At 40.5% G+C, this 18,751-nt stretch carries 22 protein-coding genes and 2 pseudogenes; 21 read left to right on the forward strand and 3 right to left on the reverse strand.

What is annotated here, in order from left to right; all coding sequences use genetic code 11:
* Positions 1-454: 454 nt before the first annotated feature.
* Both NXH67_RS00245 and NXH67_RS00250 read right to left on the reverse strand, forming a co-directional pair.
* The gene (locus tag NXH67_RS00245; protein WP_272795945.1) at positions 455-691 is read right to left on the reverse strand and encodes a restriction endonuclease; all 237 of its coding nucleotides are present in this window, start codon (positions 689-691) and stop codon (positions 455-457) included.
* Positions 681-1,709, reverse strand: coding sequence for a helix-turn-helix domain-containing protein (locus NXH67_RS00250; RefSeq protein ID WP_272795946.1), 1,029 nt, complete (start codon positions 1,707-1,709; stop codon positions 681-683). Before NXH67_RS00250 ends, NXH67_RS00245 begins: the two co-directional genes overlap by 11 nt.
* Positions 1,710-1,821: 112 nt before the next feature.
* Between NXH67_RS00250 and NXH67_RS00255 the strand changes: the two genes are divergently transcribed.
* The 15 genes from NXH67_RS00255 to NXH67_RS00325 all read left to right on the forward strand — a co-directional run bounded on the left by NXH67_RS00255 (position 1,822) and on the right by NXH67_RS00325 (position 14,681).
* Positions 1,822-2,193 carry a hypothetical protein gene (locus NXH67_RS00255; protein ID WP_272795947.1) on the forward strand — a complete coding sequence of 124 codons (372 nt, stop codon included), beginning with the start codon at positions 1,822-1,824 and terminating at the stop codon, positions 2,191-2,193.
* Positions 2,194-2,319: 126 nt separating this feature from the next.
* Positions 2,320-2,826, forward strand: a complete 507-nt coding sequence (locus tag NXH67_RS00260) for a VanZ family protein (RefSeq protein ID WP_272795948.1) — start codon at positions 2,320-2,322, stop codon at positions 2,824-2,826.
* Between the two features lie 133 nt (positions 2,827-2,959).
* On the forward strand, positions 2,960-3,730 hold the full coding sequence (locus NXH67_RS00265; RefSeq protein ID WP_272795949.1) for a helix-turn-helix domain-containing protein: 771 nt from the start codon (positions 2,960-2,962) through the stop codon (positions 3,728-3,730).
* Positions 3,731-4,082: 352 nt separating this feature from the next.
* Complete coding sequence (locus NXH67_RS00270) at positions 4,083-5,795, forward strand: S41 family peptidase (protein ID WP_272795950.1); 1,713 nt, start codon at positions 4,083-4,085, stop codon at positions 5,793-5,795.
* 46 nt (positions 5,796-5,841) lie between these two features.
* On the forward strand, positions 5,842-6,639 hold the full coding sequence (locus NXH67_RS00275) for a PrsW family glutamic-type intramembrane protease (RefSeq protein ID WP_272795951.1): 798 nt from the start codon (positions 5,842-5,844) through the stop codon (positions 6,637-6,639).
* On the forward strand, positions 6,632-7,465 hold the full coding sequence (locus NXH67_RS00280) for a CPBP family intramembrane glutamic endopeptidase (protein ID WP_272795952.1): 834 nt from the start codon (positions 6,632-6,634) through the stop codon (positions 7,463-7,465). The genes NXH67_RS00275 and NXH67_RS00280 overlap by 8 nt, the downstream gene beginning before the upstream one ends.
* 433 nt (positions 7,466-7,898) lie before the next feature.
* Complete coding sequence (locus NXH67_RS00285) at positions 7,899-8,810, forward strand: helix-turn-helix transcriptional regulator (RefSeq protein ID WP_022778126.1); 912 nt, start codon at positions 7,899-7,901, stop codon at positions 8,808-8,810.
* Between the two features lie 5 nt (positions 8,811-8,815).
* Positions 8,816-9,235 (forward strand): VOC family protein, encoded by a 420-nt coding sequence (locus NXH67_RS00290; RefSeq protein ID WP_026668650.1) that lies wholly within the window; start codon positions 8,816-8,818, stop codon positions 9,233-9,235.
* Between the two features lie 94 nt (positions 9,236-9,329).
* Entirely contained in the window at positions 9,330-10,082 is a 753-nt protein-coding gene (locus tag NXH67_RS00295) for an N-acetyltransferase (protein ID WP_272795953.1), read from the forward strand.
* A gap of 21 nt (positions 10,083-10,103) precedes the next feature.
* Positions 10,104-10,631: a nitroreductase family protein gene (locus tag NXH67_RS00300; protein WP_272795954.1), complete on the forward strand. Its 528-nt coding sequence runs from the start codon at positions 10,104-10,106 to the stop codon at positions 10,629-10,631.
* A 152-nt stretch (positions 10,632-10,783) separates the two neighbouring features.
* On the forward strand, positions 10,784-11,263 hold the full coding sequence (locus tag NXH67_RS00305; protein WP_272795955.1) for a hypothetical protein: 480 nt from the start codon (positions 10,784-10,786) through the stop codon (positions 11,261-11,263).
* Positions 11,256-11,492 carry a helix-turn-helix transcriptional regulator gene (locus tag NXH67_RS00310; protein WP_272795956.1) on the forward strand — a complete coding sequence of 79 codons (237 nt, stop codon included), beginning with the start codon at positions 11,256-11,258 and terminating at the stop codon, positions 11,490-11,492. The genes NXH67_RS00305 and NXH67_RS00310 overlap by 8 nt, the downstream gene beginning before the upstream one ends.
* A gap of 5 nt (positions 11,493-11,497) precedes the next feature.
* On the forward strand, positions 11,498-12,187 hold the full coding sequence (locus NXH67_RS00315; protein WP_272795957.1) for a hypothetical protein: 690 nt from the start codon (positions 11,498-11,500) through the stop codon (positions 12,185-12,187).
* A gap of 28 nt (positions 12,188-12,215) precedes the next feature.
* A complete protein-coding gene (locus tag NXH67_RS00320; RefSeq protein ID WP_272795958.1) occupies positions 12,216-12,845 on the forward strand; it encodes a methylated-DNA--[protein]-cysteine S-methyltransferase in 630 nt (209 codons plus the stop codon).
* Positions 12,846-13,196: 351 nt separating this feature from the next.
* Positions 13,197-14,681 carry a hypothetical protein gene (locus tag NXH67_RS00325; RefSeq protein ID WP_272795959.1) on the forward strand — a complete coding sequence of 495 codons (1,485 nt, stop codon included), beginning with the start codon at positions 13,197-13,199 and terminating at the stop codon, positions 14,679-14,681.
* 160 nt (positions 14,682-14,841) lie between these two features.
* Here NXH67_RS00325 and NXH67_RS00330 read toward each other — a convergent pair whose 3' ends face one another.
* On the reverse strand, positions 14,842-15,243 hold the full coding sequence (locus tag NXH67_RS00330; RefSeq protein ID WP_272795960.1) for a helix-turn-helix domain-containing protein: 402 nt from the start codon (positions 15,241-15,243) through the stop codon (positions 14,842-14,844).
* Positions 15,244-15,509: 266 nt separating this feature from the next.
* Here NXH67_RS00330 and NXH67_RS00335 point away from each other — a divergent pair.
* From NXH67_RS00335 to NXH67_RS18350, 6 genes and pseudogenes are all read left to right on the forward strand, one after another.
* A pseudogene (locus NXH67_RS00335) lies at positions 15,510-15,758 on the forward strand (glycoside hydrolase family 36 N-terminal domain-containing protein); the annotation flags it as partial.
* Between the two features lie 30 nt (positions 15,759-15,788).
* The gene (locus NXH67_RS00340) at positions 15,789-16,478 is read left to right on the forward strand and encodes an alpha-galactosidase (RefSeq protein WP_272795966.1); all 690 of its coding nucleotides are present in this window, start codon (positions 15,789-15,791) and stop codon (positions 16,476-16,478) included.
* Positions 16,479-16,487: 9 nt separating this feature from the next.
* On the forward strand, positions 16,488-17,294 hold the full coding sequence (locus tag NXH67_RS00345; RefSeq protein ID WP_272795961.1) for a Cof-type HAD-IIB family hydrolase: 807 nt from the start codon (positions 16,488-16,490) through the stop codon (positions 17,292-17,294).
* A 347-nt stretch (positions 17,295-17,641) separates the two neighbouring features.
* Entirely contained in the window at positions 17,642-17,800 is a 159-nt protein-coding gene (locus NXH67_RS00350) for an SMR family transporter (RefSeq protein ID WP_272795963.1), read from the forward strand.
* A 52-nt stretch (positions 17,801-17,852) separates the two neighbouring features.
* Positions 17,853-18,329 (forward strand): pyridoxamine 5'-phosphate oxidase family protein, encoded by a 477-nt coding sequence (locus tag NXH67_RS00355; protein WP_026652454.1) that lies wholly within the window; start codon positions 17,853-17,855, stop codon positions 18,327-18,329.
* Position 18,330: 1 nt separating this feature from the next.
* Positions 18,331-18,525 (forward strand): annotated as a pseudogene (locus NXH67_RS18350) (integrase DNA-binding domain-containing protein); the annotation flags it as partial.
* Positions 18,526-18,751: the final 226 nt, after the last annotated feature.

The raw sequence follows: 18,751 nt of genomic DNA on the forward strand, positions 1-18,751 counted from the left end.
CATCAATTAGAATTTGCATTATGAGTGTCTGTAGGGGCCTTTTGGGTAACCAAAGGAACCTTTTCCCAGGTTTATAATAAAGATATGACTTCTGGCGAGCAAAGAGGAAAAAGCCCGCAAGAAGTCTTACCTTATCGCAAGTTATATCGGAATATAACCCTTCCAAACATTCGAAAATTTTTTAAAAGATTAGGATTTAAAACCTAGAATTAAACCTTTAGAATTATGAAAACTTAATACAGAGCTTTTTAAAGGATCACTCCATACGAAGTGGTCCTTTAATCATTTTTCAAATGAAATTTTGTTTTTAAAAAAATACCTATTTACAAACAGAATGGTTTTTCTTTAAGTTTTTCTAGACAAGGAATAATGCTGAAAGCTAATTAAAGTTGAATTGAAAGAAGTCGGTCTCAAAGACCGGCTTCTTTGTTACCTTGTCAACTCATGCTATTTATCATAAGTCAAAGTAATCACTATCAATCTTCTTTATTGTTACTGTTCTCGCATCGGAAACACCAATATTGTACTCAATCATAAGCTCGGTGAGCTTTTTTCCATCAATCAGTAAAATGGTGGCATGAGGATATGATTTTGCGTATTCGATAGCTGGTTGAGAAAATGAGGATGTTGTTAAGAATACAGACTCTTTCCGGCGCTTAAGAGCCGGAAGATTAAATCCCTCAAGAACCAATTAACGATACAAGCTGAGATATCTCATTCTTAGCCCACTGAATATCGTTGGAATCTTCGGGTTCGTTGTATTCTTTACGAAGAGTAGTTATGATTAATTCCCATTCCGCTTTTGCCTCTTCATATCTCCCAAGTTTCTTGTATAGGAACGCTAATGAATAGAGCATATCTATTTTATGAGGGGCAGTTTGGGCGATATAGGCATTCTTAAAGCTTTCAATTGCATTTTCATATTCATTAAGCCTGTTAAAACGTTCACCCAGCTCATATTGACCAAGCCAATCATCTTTAGGAATTCTGTTCCAGATTTCTTTTGCTCCTGTAGGATTCCCTTTGGCCATTGCAACATCACCAAGGAGTATATCCTTAATGTATTTATTTTCCCCGGTAAAATAAGCCACCTCCAGTAAGGCCTCTGCTCTGTCAAAGTATTTTTTACTGACCATTGCCTCTATCAACATGCGATAGAGATTAGTGTTGCCGGGAAACTTATGGGCATAAGGCTCACATACCCGGATAAACCAGTCATTATCGCTGTGGTACTTATACTCACTTCCACCCCGGACGCTTCGGTATAAAGCAAAAATTTCTTCATCAAAAGGGCTTATAGTCATTGCTCTTTCAAGCATCTTGCCTGCGGACAGCATATCAGTATTGCATTTTGACAGATAAATCTTGGCGTAACGTTTGATCGCTTCTGTATCACCAGGATTCTCACGAAGTATTCCATCCAAAACACGCTTGGCATAAGAAAAGTTTTGATCAGTCATAGTTTCTCTTTTAAGCATGTTGTCTATTCTTTCCAGTTCGTCATCGTGAGAAACTGAGAACAGTTCATCGATCCTGACCCCAAAGAAAGCAGCCAGTTTAGGTAACAGAGTAATATCCGGTAAGGTTGTGCCTGTTTCCCATTTGCTCACAGCCTGAAAGGAGATTCCGAGATATTCGGCAAGTTCTTCTTGCGTTACAGATTGTTCTGCACGTAATTGCTTAATTATTCTCCCTAAATTTATATCCATAGTTGAGTTCCTCCGATTTGTTTTCATCAGCTGATGAATTTACTATAGTGCACGTGGGGCAAATTCACAATAACTGCTTCTTTTAGGGAATTCAACCTGTAAGCGAATCGTGATGAAGCTGAAAGATAAGTGCCAGGAGAAGGAGACACAGATTGAAGCTTTGGATGATACAGCTAAAGAAATGAAGCAGGATATCGAAAGTAAGGTCGACCAATATGTGGACTCAGTAGTGAATTCTGAAATGAAAAAGGAATTCATGAGATACGCTACACTTGAAAATCCCAAGACTACACTGGGGAAAATAGTCTCAAAAGCCTTCAAAACATTCAAGGAATGGTGGGACAAGACCAAGAAGCCTGAGATAGCTGAAAAGGCTAAAACAAGCATTTTGCAAAAGCTAAGAGAAAGCCAGGCGATAGTTGATCAGAGGAAGGAGCAGCAAAGTCCAAATCTTAATAGGAATAATATAAGACCTGAGAGATGAATAACTGATAGCAGTAGGCAGGGGCGTGAAAACGCCCTTGTTTTCTGTTGAAGTGCTTTGTTCAGTAAAGTATAATGAAACTGTTTTTTATTTTGGAAAAAAACTATGAACGTAGGGGAAAGTCAGATGGAAAAAGAAAGTAAAAAGGGAAAAGTATTTGCTTATGTTGTAATGGGGATATATTTATTGTTTCTTTGCTGGTTAATTCTTTTTAAGATGGCTGATAGTTTTAATAAGATTCCATCTAGGAGAAGCATTAATCTTGTTCCATTTTATTATGGGGAGTTTAATGGAAGCAGGTTCCAGCTATTTGATATTATATACAACATGCTTGTGTTTGCTCCTGCTGGATTTTATTTTGCTGCGTTGGGAAAGAAGAAAACCATTTCGGGAATAGGTGGATGTTTTATTCTGAGCCTGAGCTTTGAAGTTATACAATGGGTATTTGCAATCGGTTCGAGTGATATAACGGATCTGATTACAAATACTACAGGTGGTGTTGTGGGGACAGGAATATATTTCCTGCTTAGAAAGCTTTCTAGAGGGCGTGAGATTAAAATCGTCAGTATCATAGGTGCTGTTATAGAGATGGGACTAATAGGGTTGCTAGTATTGTTATTTATGAGTAATTGATTTTTTGTCCAACTGCAAGTTGGATAATGGAAAAAAGCGATAAACTAATGCGTCATTGATTTGCATATGCTTCATTTTTATAATTGTATGTATCAACCGGTTGAAAATATAAGCGGAAAGGTACTGAAAATAAATGGATATAGGTAATAAGATTCTATTTTTACGAAAAAACAAAGGTGTTACACAGGAACAGCTTGCTCAAACATTAGGGGTTTCAAACCAAGCAGTAAGCAAATGGGAGTCAGGACAATGTTTTCCGGATATTCAGCTTTTGCCGGATATAGCTAGGTATTTTAATGTTTCATCTGATGAGCTTTTAGGAATAGAAACTCAAAGCAGTAATGATGATATCCTAATTACTATAAATGATGTGATTCAAAATTCTAAACCGGGAACTGAAATGGCTCAGATCATGAAGATAGCGAAGGCATTACATGCTATTGTTCTTGTAAAGGAGTCAAAGAAAGAGAGTTCGGGATATCCGGAGTTTGAACTTGATGAAACTATAGAGCATGCCATATGTAATGAATGGGGGCTTTCGAGCGTTGCGTCTTCTCAGATTATTACAACAATGAGGCGTGGTAACGTATTTTTCTCTGATGATCAGAACCTTTATGATGAGAATAGCATAAAGAAGATATGTAAACTGATGAAAAAACTATCAGATAAGCTGGAGCTTGCAGTTTTATTTGCTGTATATGATATAACTGTCTCAGACGAAGCGACTTTTGCTTCAGTTGAGCAAGTTAGCGATATTACAGACCTGCAGCAAAGTGTGATAGAATCAATACTTGATGGAGAATTGGTACAGTTTCTTCAAGTAGCAGAAAATCGAACTTTTAGAATAAGGGGTGAATATATGAATATTCCACCAATTCTATCTGTTTTATACCCAGCTGTTTAAGATAGTGGCATGTGCATACCTTATGACATTCTAAGAAATTTTGGTATTTTAAAGAAAGAGTTGCCATCAGCCGCATACAGTAGCCCTGAGCTTTCTACCGTACGCAGCAGGTAAACAGCAACTCGTCCTACAAATGCCCAAAACAAGGCGCTTATGGCAGTGAAAAAGTTCTCAAAGAGATGAGAATATCTGCTATGGCAGATTTCAGAAGACTCGGTACAATGTACCGGGTCTTTTTTGTATCTATGCATTATTTATGGATTTTTAAGACTATCGCCAGACGGAATGTTGTAAAATTTAAGAGGAATATAAAGCCTCGACGGAGCTAAGATAAGAAAAGAGGAGACGATTAATGAAAAAGCGTTTATGCAATCAGCTCTGGATAGTTTCAGCATTGACCATATTGGGGAGTACTCTTTTGATTGCCTGTGGTGCACCATCCGGAAACGCTCTTAGTGAAATGGAGATTCCGTTATATTTTCACTCTGTTGATAATGAGGCAAGTATCAAACTCTATTTTGCTGATGAAAGCAAAGAGGTTCCCTACTTTGACATTGATACTGCCGTCTCCCTCATAGAGAGAGTCAATCACGAGATTATCGAAGATAAAAACTATGCACTGACCACTTCGGCCCAGGGCTCAGTGGTAACAATTACCCGTGAAAACCAGTATCCTATGCAGATAGACTGCGATAAAGACACAATTAGTTTTTATGATTTTGATGCTTTTTTCGTTCCGTCCTGGACAAGCACGGTTATAGATGTACTGCAGCCGGATAGTGCCTTTGAGGGCCTTATTCTCTCAGAGGAAAACTCCTATAGCCGCTTTGGTTCGGAGGTGGTTTTTGATCTTAAAAAATATGGTATAGACCTGATTGAAGAGAATGGTAAATGCTATATTCCCATGCAGACATTAAGTGATATCATGCTGTCTCTTCCGAGTTATGTATGCCTTCTTTACAATAACGAAGGAGTATTTGTCTATGAGTATGGTTCAGAACCCGGCAGGGAGCTTTTGAGGAAGTATTATGAAGCACAGCCCAAGGAGGGCAAAAGCGAGGGACTTGCGGACTATACATATAACGAATTATGTATGATGATGGATCATTTTTATGGTTTGAAAGAAAGCCATGGAATTGAGGATTTTGATGAATTCTTTACTGAAACAGCTCTTCGTGACGCATTAAGGAGTACTGATCCTGAGATGTCTGCAAGGGCGATGAGAGTTTTGATGGATCTTTACATTGATGACTTACATAGCGGGTATATGCTTAATTCGTGGCGGATTGGCATGGATGCGCAAATCGACGGGATGACCGGCAAGTCAATTCAAAACATGAGTGATTCGGCGATGAAGTATTATACCGCCAGAGAAAAGTATTATCCCGACGGGATTCCCGGATACGAGGAAGTCGGAAACACAGCATACATCACCTTTGATAGTTTCCAAGCAAAAGATAAGGATGCTGATTATTATAAGGACGCACCTACCGCTGATACACAGGATACTGTTGGCCTTCTTTTGTATTCATATTCACAGATTACGAGAAAGGGAAGCCCTGTCGAGAATGTAGTTATTGATTTAAGTATGAATTCCGGAGGAGACACCGTCACTGCAAGTTTTATGATAAGTCTGTTTCTGGGAGAAGGTTCAGTATGTATCCAGGATACACTGACAGGTGCTTACGCCAATGAATGTTTTCGTGCAGATGCCAATCTTGATGGTGTATACGACGAAAAGGACTCGCTCCTAAACTACAATCTGTACTGTATTACCTCATCTATCAGTTTTTCCTGCGGTAATCTGGTGCCGAGTGTATTAAAATCGTCGGGTCAGGTTACTATTTTAGGACAACAAAGCGGAGGCGGCGCATGCACAGTGATCCCATTTTCAACAGCAGATGGAACTCTGCTTCAGATGTCCGGCAATCGCCGTCTGAGCTACATGAAAAACGGTTCTGTGTATGACATTGACCAGGGTGTAGAACCGGACTATGTGATACATCAGCCTGAGCACTTCTATGATAGAGAGGCCTTGACTGAGTATATAAATAATCTGTACTGAACGATAAGGACACCTATTTAATGCAAATTAAGGAGGAGAATTATTCATGGACGCAAAAACAATTATTATTTCAATTATTGCCGCATTACTTGCCTTTGTTATCTGTGGATTTATCTATCAGCGAATGATCAAAAGGGAAGTTCCGGAGCCTATAGGGAAACTACAGGCAATCCTGCCGGTTGTTTTGGGATGTATTTGCGTACCGATTTCCGCCGGTTCCGGGATTGGGTTATTGGCTGTATTAAGAAGCATCGGGATAGAGGGTGCAAAAATGCAGGCGCTATCGGCAGCTTTCTTTACAGCATTTTTTATGGCCGGTGGTGTGGAGGAAGTGCTTAAGTTTCTTGCAATCATCATAACGCTGGTTGCTCTGAAAAATAAGGTACGCAATGTTTATGAGTATATCCTCCTGGGAGCAGCGGTTGGCTTTGGCTTTACGTTTGTAGAGGACTTTACTTTTGGAGACTCGATTATTGTGTTACTAATCAGAACTCCTTTAGCGTTCACTCATATGACATTGAACATGATAATGGGAGAGTTTATAGGAAGAGCCAGGTACAACAAATTAAAGGGCAAAGGTCCGACGGCGCTGTACTGGGCTTTGGCAATCATCATTCCAACTGCTTTACATACTCTGTATGATGCCGGAACAATTTTTAACTATCCGGTTATGAAGGATGGCGATTTTATTGTAGGTGGCATACTTGGCGGAGTAGCAGTTTTGACAAATATTGTTCTTTTGATCTATGTGCTGGTAAGAGCCAAGAAGAACGCTGAAAAGTTCTCTGCTCTTTCTGTCTTACCTGAAGACGCGCAAGTAAAAGAGGAGAATACCAATGCTTAAAAAGTACATTGAATTCATGAAAAGATCTCCACTGATTACTGCTGCGCTCTGCATAGTATATGTTGTCGTATGTTTCAAATCAGTGCCGACCCAGACGCATTTTCAGTTTTTCATCGTAAGAACGATGCTATGTGGAGCAGCGTGTTTTTTCCTGTATCAGATATCGGGAGACAAGACCCTTGCATCCAGCTATAATTCAACAAGTTATGTTTTGAAGTATTCTGTTGGATTTCTGATAGTAGCCTTTTCACTTGGCACTATTGTGTTGGTTTCAGATATAAGTGAAAAAAGGCCGCTTTTGCAGAATCCTGTTTTGGAGCTGTTTGTTGTGTTCCTCATGTATATGTCTGTGGGGCTTTTTGAGGAGTTGTCCTTCAGGGCTGTTGTCAACGATGCGATCATATATAAATTCAGGAATTGGAAATATGTATTTGTATTTGGGGCAGTTGTTTCCTCGCTTGTCTTTGGAGCAGTGCATGTTTTAGGCGGATTTGATCCACTCTCAGCAATGGCTTGGGGACAGGCTGTTGGAAAAACTCTTGAAGCAAGCCTTTTCGGACTTGCTCTTCTGATACTGTACTGGAAAACAAGAAATATATGGGCATGCGGACTGGCGCACGGACTAAATGATTTTCTTACTGATTATACCTCAGGATTATTTATTCCCGAAGAGGGTCTTGGCTCCTATGTCCGGATGGGTGAAGATGCAGCTAAATTACTTTTGGTCTATGTCGGAATGATAGTAATCAATCTGGTCTTTGTTCTGATCATATGGAAGAAAGTCGGTAAGACAATTGATTTTGAAAAGATAAGGCGCGAGTGGTAGGAGGCATTGTATGAAATGCAAGCGTTCCGAAGCAGGATGGGGACTATGGGATTTCGCAAGAAATCTCATATGAACGTGACTATTGAGAAGGCTTTATACTCAGATCAGTCTGGAAATGAAAGAATATGATGAAACAGAAAGATAGATCTGTTTTTAGGATGAAATAACAGAGTTGCCACCAGCCGCATACAGTAGCCCTGAGTTTTCTACCGTACGCAGCAGGTAAACAGCAACTCGTCCTACAAATGCCCAAAACAAGGCATTTAAGAGAGTGAAAAAGTTCTCAAAGAGATGAGAATATCTGCAGTTGCAGATTTCAGAAACCCACAACCATCTGGTTGTGGGTTTTTTGTTGTCAAAAATAGTGTAGAATATAAACATGACATATAGATGACATGTTTGCGCTTGTATGATAATCATAGAAGGTGATCAAATGAAGATAGACAGACTGATCGGCATACTATCAATTCTTTTGCAAAAAGAGGTGACGACAGCTCCGGAGCTGGCTGAGCATTTCGAGGTGTCTAGAAGAACAATAAACAGAGATATTGAGACTCTTTGTCAGGCAGGAATACCAATCAAAACGACCCAGGGAGTTGGAGGCGGTATAAGCATCATGGATGGCTATAAGATGGATAGGACTCTTTTGACATCCCGTGACATGCAGATGATCCTGGCGGGACTACGAAGCCTTGATAGTGTTAGTGGAAGCGGATATTATGGGCAGCTTATGGAGAAGCTCCAGGCAGGTTCTTCGGAGTTTATCAGCGGTAGGGATTCTGTCCTTATCGACCTGTCTTCTTGGTACAAGACATCGCTGGCTCCAAAGATATCTACTATTCAGGATGCGATAGAAAACAGGCATCTTTTGACCTTCCACTATTATGCTCAGGCGGGAGAAGGAAAACGAACTATTGAGCCATATTATGTAGTGTTTAAGTGGAGCAGCTGGTATGTCTATGGATGGTGTGAAAAGCGCAAAGATTATCGTCTATTTAAATTAAACCGCATGGTTAAAGTGGTTGAAACGGATAAAGGATTTGTCTGCAGAAATGCTCCATTACCTGATCTGTCTACAGAAAAGATATTTCCTGGTGGAATCAAGGTAAAAGCGCTGTTTTCAAAGGATGTAAAGTGGCGCCTGGTGGAGGAATTCGGACCAAACTGTTTTACGGAAACAGAGGATGGTAGACTTATGTTTACTGCGGATTACACGGACTCAGATAATTTGATCACATGGATAATGACCTTTGGAAATAAAGCAGAAGTGCTTGAGCCGGTAGAAGCCAGGAGGCAGATTTCAAAGATGGTACAGGAGATGGCGACGATTTACAAGGAGGACTAATGAAAATGAGACTTGATGGTTTTGGATTGTTTGTTGAGGATATGGGCAAAATGGTACGCTTCTACAGGGATGTGCTGGGGTTTGAAATAAAAGAGACAGAGGATACATCCAATGTGTATCTGGTGAAGGATGGGACCCTTTTTCTGTTATACGGCAGGAACGACTTTGAGAAGATGACAAGACGCAGGTATGAGTACATAAAAGGTCTCAACGGACATTTCGAAATAGCGCTTTATGTTGATACATTTAAAGAAGTGGATGAAGCTTATAATAAGGCTGTACAAAACGGTGCAACATCAGTCCTTGCACCTGAACTAGAACCCTGGGGGCAGAGAACCTGTTATATAGCAGATCCTGAAGGCAACCTGATTGAGATTGGTTCATGGAATAAGCCTTACGAGTCAAAAGACATTTCGGAGGAATAAAGACATGACATTCGATTCTTAGCGATGCAAGGAAAGTGGTGCCAGAGAAGCTTAAGACGGTTATAAGACATCCTATTAGAAAGGAGAGCTGAAGATGGAGTATATAAGAGTATCCAAGGATAATCTTGAAGAAGAACACATCTGTTGTGCTATATCAAACAATAAAGATATACAGGTATCATCCAAAAAAGCCTGGCTTGCTGACAGATTTGATGAAGGGCTTGTTTTCTTAAAGAGTGTCGAACGCGGTAAATGCTTTATTGAATATATCCCGGCAGAGTATGCGTGGAATCCGATAAATGCACCGGAATATATGTATATCGATTGTCTGTGGGTTTCAGGTTCCTTAAAGGGACATGGATATTCAAGTGATCTTCTTAATGAGTGCATAAAGGACAGTAAGGAAAAGGGGAAGAAGGGAATTTGCATATTATCTGCTGCTAAGAAAAAGCCATTTCTTTCTGATCCAAAGTTTCTAGCATTCAAAGGCTTTCAAGTTTGTGATGAAGCCGATAATGGAATCCAGCTGTGGTATCTGTCCTTTGAAAAAAGTGTTGAAACACCATGCTTCAAGGAATGTGCAAAGCATCCTCGTATTGATGAAAAAGGATACGTGCTTTATTACACGAATCAGTGCCCATTTAATGCCAAGTATGTGCCTGTTTTGGAAGAGACTGCTAAGAACAAAGGAATACCGTTTAGAGCGATCAGAATAGAGACCAGAGATCAGGCTCAGAATGCTCCAACACCAATTACCACATATGCACTGTTCTGTGATGGGGATTATGTAACTAATGAGCAAATGAATGATAAGAAGTTTTTAAAACTGGTCAATGCAAATCTTTAATATTATTGGAGGATTACGTAGGTGAATGTAATAGAGATAATAAATAAAAGGCACAGCTACAGAGGAAAGTATCTTTCTAAACAGGTACCTAAAGATGATTTGGTAAAAATACTGGAAGCAGGGATGGCCGCTCCATCTGGATGTAATAAGCAGACTACCAGTTTTATAGCAGTTGATGACTCAAATATATTAAAGAAGATTAATGAAGTTATTAATCCTTCGGTATGTGAAACAGCACCTGCGTTAATTGTAGTGTTGACGCAACGGATAAATGCATATCGTGATAGATGCTTTGCAGTGCAGGATTACTCTGCTGCAATCGAGAACATGCTATTGACTATCGTGGCGCTTGGATATCAGAGTTGCTGGTATGAAGGTCATATTACAGATGAAGATAGAATATGTGACAAAATAGCTGCTATTCTCTCGGTGCCGGAGAATTATGAGGTTGTATGTATATTGCCGGTAGGAGAGGCTGAAAGCGAACCATCGATACCCAAGAAAAAAGGGTTTGAAGAAAGAGCTTGGTTTAACACATTCAAAGGTTGAAAGGCTGTTTAACAGGAAGAAACATACCTTCCAGACTTCTTTTCTTATTAAATAAATTCAAAAAAGGTACTATATATTTCTTTTCGTGCATATGATAACGTCATAATAGGAACACCTATAACGAATAAATAAAGCTTAAAAGGAGTATGCTTATGAAAAAGAATATCCGTACCGTTTTATTTGGAGAGCTTGTACTTTTCATCGTTGTATTTCTTATCAGTACCCTCGGAACCAGCTTTGGTTTTTCTGCTGTCGCATGGTTTCTTGATGCACCTTCGCTGATTCTTGTTTTACTTATTCTGATTCCCGGGCTCATTATCATGGGTGAGTGGAAAGATTTTTTGAATTCATTCTCAGTAGGGATAAAAGATTACAGACTTCTTGAACTAAAAAATATTATAAAAGCCGTAGGCGCAGCCCAGAAGCTTACTGTATTTGGAGCTCTTTTTGCCATCATAACTCAAGCAATAATTCTTATGGGACATTTATCTGAGCCGGAAACATTTGGACCAAACCTTGCTGTCTGCTTCCTTTCAGGTTTTTATGCAGTAATAATCGAGTTTTTTCTTCTGCCGCTTAAGTTAAATGCCGAGCGTAAGATGAATGAAGAGATGGACATGGAAGATGAATGATCCCGGAATTACAAAGGAGCAGTATCTTAATATAGCTCGTAAATTCGGATTTACGAGAAGAGAGCTTGAACTCGGATACCTTAAAGTGTCGGGGTTTTCAAATCATAGAATTGCTTATATGCTCGGAATTTCTGAGCAGACGGTAAAAAATCATTTCACTCACATTTATGAAAAGGCGTGGGTTCCCGGAAGAAAGGAATTCCAAGAGCTGTTTACACAGGATGGATAGTGATTATGAAGAAATCAGTTAAAAGAGCTATCATAATAATTTTAATTGCAAACGTCATCCTGATAGTTGCTGCTATTTGCGGGAGAATACTGAGCAGATTCGTTTATGAAGATCATCTTGATGAGCCTTTGATCACAGTTGATGATACCGAGATTACCTTAAGAGAATTTGGATATTACATATATGAAGTAGAAGAGTTTGTGCAGAACCAGGCTCTTTTGTATGATCCTGAGAATCCAAAGCACTGGTGGAATACCCACTTTTCAGCCGGCATGGATTCTCAGTTTGTCTGTGATTACGCCAAGAAGGTGGCAGTTAACACTTGTATATCAGATGAGATTTATTATAAAAGAGCTCTTTCTGAAGGAGTTGTATTAAGTAGCGCGGAAGAAAAACAAGCAATGGTCGAAGCAAAGATGATCTTAAGCAGCATGACCGGGAATCAGCTTGCAAGAACAGGGTTGGATGAAAGCATCCTCACTAATATGCGGATAAAACATGCTCTTGCAGTAAAATATGCCAAATTTCTTGTAAATACCTGTGATTTAACAGGATATTCCGAAGACCCAGAAAAGCTTCTAAACTGGGACGGCGTGTATTATCAAGAAAAGATTCTACCGGAACATACAGTAAAGACTAATGATAAGGTTCTGGATAAAATAACGTTGGGAAAAATAACAGTGAATTATGAGTAATTCTATTTGAATGTGTTAGAATTATTTCATGAAAACAAGAGAAGAAGCATTAAAATACGGATTATCTTTTCCGGATACTTATCAGGAAGCGCCCTTCCACGATCCTAACTGGCAGCTGGTGCGATATAAGTATAATAAAAAAGCATTCCTGTGGACTTATGAACGAGAGGGCTTTATAAATCTCAATGTGAAGGTTGATCCCGAGACGGCTTTTTTCTGGAGAAAGGCTTACAGCTCAGTTATTCCCGGATACCATCAGAATAAGGAGCATTGGAATACAATCATCCTCGATGGAAGTATCCCGGATAAAGACATAAAGCTCATGATTGCCGAGAGCTACGACCTGATAGCAGACTCTCCGACTAAGAGGATTTATGATGCTGTAGCCAGAATCCCAAAGGGATGTGTTGCAACTTATGCGCAGGTTGCAGAAGAAGCCGGGGATAGAAAGATGGCAAGAGCTGTAGGAAATGCTCTTCACAAAAACCCTGACCCCAGCACAATTCCCTGTCATCGTGTAGTAAACACAAAAGGCGAACTTGCCGGCAACTATGCATTTGGCGGAGCCTGGAAGCAGGGAGAAATCCTGCTCTCTGAAGGAGTCGAAGTCAAAGATGGAGTTGTTGATTTACATAAATATCAATGGCGCAATAAATAATAAAGCCCCTGACCTTTGAACATGAACCGCTCCCCGTCAAGTAGACAATCAAAAAAATAAATTTTCTGCCATCAGTTTTCTGATGGCAGTTTTTATGCCACCATCAAATAAAGTGGGCCAGGGGGACTTCGTATTCTTCAAATTCCAATTTCGGGATGAAGGCATAGCCTTTTATCTCGGAATATATATCGGAAGATAGAGGTTGAAATGAGGCAGCTTTTAAACAATTTATAAACATTGAAAAATTAAGAAAATCTTTTAACTATAATTTAGGTTTCTTATTCATAATCCATTCCAACAACAAACAAATTTTCCCTGATAAATGTTCAGGAATTACTAGGGAGTCTAATTATGAAAAGAAACGAGTTAAAAAAGATCTTATCATTAGCAATAGTAACAATCATGTGCGTAGCTGTCACCGCATGCGGACAGACAGCCACATCAACCAAAGAAACTGACACTGTAGTTACACAGGAAAGTACAGTTGAAGAAAGCAGCAACCCTTCTGATGCACCTGAAAAGCCGGACGGTGAGGCGCCTGATGGAGCACCTGGAAATAAACCAGATGGAGAAGCACCTGGAAATCCTCCCGAAGGTGGTGGTGGCTTTGGAGGTGGAAGCAGCAGTGCTGATATCGGTTATCAGGGAGCGGTAGAAGTAACTGGCTCAGATACTCAGGATGGGAAGACCTATGCCAGCACAACAGCAGATGAGAGCGCACTTCTGATCAGCACAAGTGACGACGTAACCATCACCAATGCAACTGTTACCAAGATCGGTGATTCAGATGGTGGAGACAATTGTAACTTCTATGGCCTTAATGCAGCTGTTCTTGTAAAAGACGGATCTACGACCACTATTACCGGAGCAAACATCACATCAGATGCTGACGGAGCCAACGGCGTATTCTCATATGGTGGAAATGGCGGAAAGAATGGTGCTGAGGGTGATGGTACAACAGTCATAATTTCAGACAGTACTATCACAACAACAGGTGATGGCTCAGGTGGCATCATGACAACCGGTGGCGGTGTGACAAAGGCATCAAACCTTACAGTTGAGACTAGCGGAAGATCTTCAGCAGCCATCAGAACTGACAGGGGTGGCGGCACAGTTACTGTAGATGGTGGAACATATACAACAAACGGTCTTGGCTCACCTGCTATCTATTCAACAGCAGACATCACAGTTTCTAATGCAACTCTTGTTTCCAACCTTTCAGAGGGAGTCTGCATTGAGGGTATCAATTCAATTACCCTTAATGACTGCGATATGACTGCTAATAATACTGATACCAATGGAAATGCAACATTCTATGACACAATCATGATCTACCAGTCCATGTCAGGAGATGCAGACAGTGGTACATCGGTATTTACAATGAATGGTGGAACACTTACCAGCAAGAATGGCCATGTTTTCCACGTAACAAATACAACTGCTGTTATTAACCTGGATAATGTAAAGATTGTTAATAAGGATTCAGAGAATATCCTGCTTTCAGTATGTGCTGATGGCTGGAATGGTGACACAAACACCGCTACACTTAATGCAACTAACCAGACCCTTGAGGGAACGATCCTTGTTGGAAGTGATTCACAGCTTACACTTAATCTTACTGACGGATCCAGCTTCACAGGCACAATAGGCGGAAACATCACTAATGCCAAGGGCGAAACAGTTTCCACAGAAGTAGGAACAGTAGCTGTTTCTATAGATAAGAGCAGCACCTGGACACTTACAGCAGATACCTATATCTCATCATTTGATGGAGATATTTCCAGTGTCGATACTAATGGATATACACTTTACGTTAATGGAGTTGCTCTGAACTAAGACAACAAAAGATATCGCAATATAAATGAGTACGGCAATTACGGTTTGTAAAGATGAAAGGTATTAAAAAAACAGATATAAAGTTGCCACCAGTCGCATACAGTAGCCCTGAGCTTTCTGCCGAGAAGAAATACTCGAAGCACTTGATGAATACCCGGAATTAAAAAAGATTCTTTCTGATATGCTCGGAACCATTTTTTCTGTAGCTACTGGGAGTGCAACCTGTGTGCTTTTTAAATGCCTTGGAAAAGGTAAAGATATCAACGTAACCAACAGCGTTACCTATATAACTTATGGAGAGATCTGATTCCCTCAGCATCTTCTGGGCTATCTGCATACGATAAATCTGCAGATAGCCTTTTATTGTGTAACCTGTGGCATCGTGAAAAAGGCGAGAAAGATAACTTCTGTTAAGACCACAGACACCTGCGATATTTTCCATGGTGATTTGTTCAGAGAATTTCAGCTGTATATATTTGATCACGGTTCGCACATACTTTAGCTGCTGGCTTTCTGCTGATGCTTCGTCGATATGGCTATGTTCTTTTCTCAGGAAATCCATTATTTCATAAATCTTTGCGATGCAATAGTATTCCCTTTCATAGTTTTCAAATATCTCATTGATTGATGCGCCAAAAATATCATCCCTGCTATTTGGCGATGAAACATCAAGGACCGGACTGTTTTCTCCAAGACCAATTTCCTTAAGGAGTGCAAGAAACTCCGTCCCTCCTATGTGAAGCTATCTGTAGCTCCAGGGTGTATCTTTGTCTGCTTCATAGTACGCAGAAATGCCGGGAGGTATAAAAAAAATCTGATTTTCACGGCCGCCATGCTTTTGAAAGACAGCCTGAGAGGTGCAGGGTTGGACATGAAATTCACAGGATAAGTTCGAAGAGGGGAACCAGCAGTCACCACAACAATCCTTTTGTGATCCTCTGTGACAGGAATGCGGATGAGTGGCAGGGTGAGAGTTATGGCATAATGTTGATGTACTCGGGAGAGCACGCTGAGGAAGTAGAAAAAGATCAGGCCGGAACAATCCGCGTTGTGAGTGGAATATCTGATGACCACTTTTGGTGGAAACTTTGCGAAGGGGAAGAGTTTGTGACGCCTGAGGTAATGCTGACATTTACAGATAATGGGCTCTCAGAGCTTAGCCTACGCTTCCACAGGATCATCCGTGAAAATGTATGCCCTAAGGAGTTTCGCGACATTAAGCGCCCTGTCCTTATAAATAACTGGGAGGGTACCTACTTTGATTTTGATGATGACAAGATAATGGATATAGCCGACAGTGCCAAAGAAGCGGGCTGTGAGATGCTGGTCCTTGATGACGGCTGGTTTGGAGCAAGGTATGATGATCACGCGGGACTTGGAGACTGGGTGGTTAACAGGGATAAGCTAAAGAAGGGCATGGATGCCATTGCTGATCATGTAGAGAGCCTTGGCATGAAATTTGGCCTGTGGTTTGAACCGGAGATGGTCAATGAGGATTCTGATCTATACAGGGCACATCCCGACTGGGCGCTCACTGATCCCGGCAGAAAGCCGGTGATGGCAAGAGATCAGTTGGTGCTTGATATGTCAAGGCCTGAGGTTATAGAATATTTGTATGAGAGTATTTCAGCGGTGCTTAGGAGAGCTAAGATATCCTATATCAAGTGGGACTTCAACAGATCACTGTCAAATGTCTTTTCCAGAGGGCTCCCCGCAGACAGGCAGGGAGAAGTGGCCCACAGGTTTGTTCTCGGTTCATACCCGGCGATACAACTTCATTTTAGAAAGAAATGTTAAGAGACATCAATGGATTTCAAAATAGTTTTTTCAGATATAGACGGAACAATTCTAAACAGTGAACATAGAATGCTTAAGGGCACACTTGATGCAATATTTGCCCTAAAGAAAGCCAATATCCCTTTCGTCATTGCGACAGCAAGAGGACCATCCGGAGTACGGCCGATTTTTAAAAGATACGGGTTTATCTGCCCGATGATCTGTTATAGTGGGGCGCTTATCATTGATGAAAACGATAAGATAATGTACTCGGAGGGATTTGATGCCGATGACGCGAGAGATATTATTTCTTATATAGAGGCGGAGAAGATTGACTGTACATGGAATATCTATTCAGAAGAATTGTGGATTGTAAATGACAGGAATGACCGACTGGTCCGCGCAGAAGAGGAAATCGTTGAGGTCTGTGCAACAGAGGGCGGCATAGAGCTTCTTCCAAAAGATGCAATCATAGGAAAGCTCCTTTGCATATGTGAGCCTGAAGCAATATGTGGTATAGAAAATGAATTGAAAAAGAGATTTCCAAAGCTGTCGATAGTTAAATCCTCAGATGTTCTTCTTGAAATCATGGGAAAGGGTATTACAAAGGCCGACGGAGTCAGGCGAGTATGCTCGTATATGAACATTCCGCCGGAGAAAGCGGTTGCTTTTGGTGATCATTTTAATGATGCAGAAATGCTACGATCTGTAGGATTTCCTTTTCTGATGGGAAATGCTCCGGAGGAATTGAAAAAGGAATTTTCGTGTGTGATCGGAAGTAATGATGACGAGAGCATTTCAGAAGCCTTTAGGAGTATTGGCCTATTATTGGAGTGAGGGAGATGACAGTGATCTTAAGCTGTTTGAAAACGAATTAAGTGTATTTATCGATGAATCTGGTGATTTTGGGGAAACGAGAGATATAAGAGATTATTACTTGTCACTTTTGTTTTTCATGACCAAAATGAAGATATTTCAGAGAATACAAGAAGATTAGAGAATAGTGTAAAAGAATCCGGTTTGGATATTGGTAGATTGACATGACCCGAATTATTAAGTAACATCAGAACAGTTGAATTAAAAAGACGCCCATTGCTACCGAGTAGTGGGATAAACGTCATTCCTTTACCGTTAGGTCTTAGCAGGTAGGGGAATGGCGTATTTTATTATATGGAGGTTTTCTAATGAAATGGATCTATCTGTTTATTGCAGGAGCTCTTGAAATAACATGGGCGGTAACAATGAAAATATCTAACGGATTTTCTGTGCTTATCCCATCAATTATTACCGGTTTCTTTTTAATGAGAAATTGTCAGTTCCACAGGTTATATGTATTATTTTAATTGTAGTTGGAATTGCAGGATTAAAATTTTTAGCAAAGGATTGAGGTGTACTATGTTTAGAAAGATGAGAAGATTTAAGCAACAGATTACAGATGAACAGTGCATTGAGGTGCTGAAAAATTCAAAGAGAGGAGTCCTGTCCCTGATTGGCGAGGATGGTTATCCGTATGGCTTACCGATTAACCAGTGGTATTGTGAAGAGGATGGGAAAATCTATTTTCATGGGGCTAAGGAAGGTCACAAGATTGATGCAATTAAGGCTTGTGATAAAGTCAGCTTTTGCACCTGGGATGAAGGCTATCGGAAAGACGACGATTGGGCTTTAAATATTAACAGCGTAATTGTATTTGGCAGAATCAAGCTGGTTGAGGATGAGGATACTGCAATAAAAATCTGTACCAATCTCACAAAAAAGTTCACGGATGATGAAGAGTATTTACAAAAGGAATTGAAAAATGCTCTGCCGAGAGTACAGTGCCTTGAACTCATTCCTGAGCATATGACAGGGAAGCTGGTTAATGAATCATAAATTGTATTCCTACACTGATCCCCTAGGGAGAAGGAAGTTCATATACGCGAATGATCTGACAGAGCTCCGTGAAAAGAAGCAGAAGCTTCAAAGAGATCAGCTTGACGGGCTGGATTTATATGCCCAGGGCAAGGCTACTATCAATGATACCTTTGATCGCTACATCTCAACTAAATACGAGCTTAGGGATTCCACGAAAGATTTCCAGGATAACCAACCATCGATGTTGTGGACAAGGGACGCCACCCTTGACGGAACCTGCTGGAAACGCATGTCAGGTCTTGCCGACGGTGAAGATGATGGGAACAGCTAAATGGCACACCGTCGCGTAACAGCATTGTAGCGTTTCCACCAGAACCCGTAAAGGGCAAGCCCTGCTAAAGCAGGGTGGCTGGGTATAAGCGCCTCAGGATCAGAATCCA

It is taken from the genome of Butyrivibrio sp. DSM 10294 (assembly GCF_028539135.1).
In the GTDB taxonomy this organism is placed as follows: domain Bacteria; phylum Bacillota; class Clostridia; order Lachnospirales; family Lachnospiraceae; genus Butyrivibrio.

Bases quoted from the DNA above. Each gene is read 5' to 3' on its own strand.
- NXH67_RS00250 (WP_272795946.1), bottom strand. From the start codon at position 1,709: ATGGATATAAATTTAGGGAGAATAATTAAGCAATTACGTGCAGAACAA.
- NXH67_RS00255 (WP_272795947.1), top strand. From the start codon at position 1,822: ATGAAGCTGAAAGATAAGTGCCAGGAGAAGGAGACACAGATTGAAGCT.
- NXH67_RS00260 (WP_272795948.1), top strand. From the start codon at position 2,320: ATGGAAAAAGAAAGTAAAAAGGGAAAAGTATTTGCTTATGTTGTAATG.
- NXH67_RS00265 (WP_272795949.1), top strand. From the start codon at position 2,960: ATGGATATAGGTAATAAGATTCTATTTTTACGAAAAAACAAAGGTGTT.
- NXH67_RS00270 (WP_272795950.1), top strand. From the start codon at position 4,083: ATGAAAAAGCGTTTATGCAATCAGCTCTGGATAGTTTCAGCATTGACC.
- NXH67_RS00275 (WP_272795951.1), top strand. From the start codon at position 5,842: ATGGACGCAAAAACAATTATTATTTCAATTATTGCCGCATTACTTGCC.
- NXH67_RS00280 (WP_272795952.1), top strand. From the start codon at position 6,632: ATGCTTAAAAAGTACATTGAATTCATGAAAAGATCTCCACTGATTACT.
- NXH67_RS00285 (WP_022778126.1), top strand. From the start codon at position 7,899: ATGAAGATAGACAGACTGATCGGCATACTATCAATTCTTTTGCAAAAA.
- NXH67_RS00290 (WP_026668650.1), top strand. From the start codon at position 8,816: ATGAGACTTGATGGTTTTGGATTGTTTGTTGAGGATATGGGCAAAATG.
- NXH67_RS00295 (WP_272795953.1), top strand. From the start codon at position 9,330: ATGGAGTATATAAGAGTATCCAAGGATAATCTTGAAGAAGAACACATC.
- NXH67_RS00305 (WP_272795955.1), top strand. From the start codon at position 10,784: ATGAAAAAGAATATCCGTACCGTTTTATTTGGAGAGCTTGTACTTTTC.
- NXH67_RS00310 (WP_272795956.1), top strand. From the start codon at position 11,256: ATGAATGATCCCGGAATTACAAAGGAGCAGTATCTTAATATAGCTCGT.
- NXH67_RS00315 (WP_272795957.1), top strand. From the start codon at position 11,498: ATGAAGAAATCAGTTAAAAGAGCTATCATAATAATTTTAATTGCAAAC.
- NXH67_RS00320 (WP_272795958.1), top strand. From the start codon at position 12,216: ATGAAAACAAGAGAAGAAGCATTAAAATACGGATTATCTTTTCCGGAT.
- NXH67_RS00325 (WP_272795959.1), top strand. From the start codon at position 13,197: ATGAAAAGAAACGAGTTAAAAAAGATCTTATCATTAGCAATAGTAACA.
- NXH67_RS00330 (WP_272795960.1), bottom strand. From the start codon at position 15,243: ATGGATTTCCTGAGAAAAGAACATAGCCATATCGACGAAGCATCAGCA.
- NXH67_RS00345 (WP_272795961.1), top strand. From the start codon at position 16,488: ATGGATTTCAAAATAGTTTTTTCAGATATAGACGGAACAATTCTAAAC.
- NXH67_RS00350 (WP_272795963.1), top strand. From the start codon at position 17,642: ATGAAATGGATCTATCTGTTTATTGCAGGAGCTCTTGAAATAACATGG.
- NXH67_RS00355 (WP_026652454.1), top strand. From the start codon at position 17,853: ATGTTTAGAAAGATGAGAAGATTTAAGCAACAGATTACAGATGAACAG.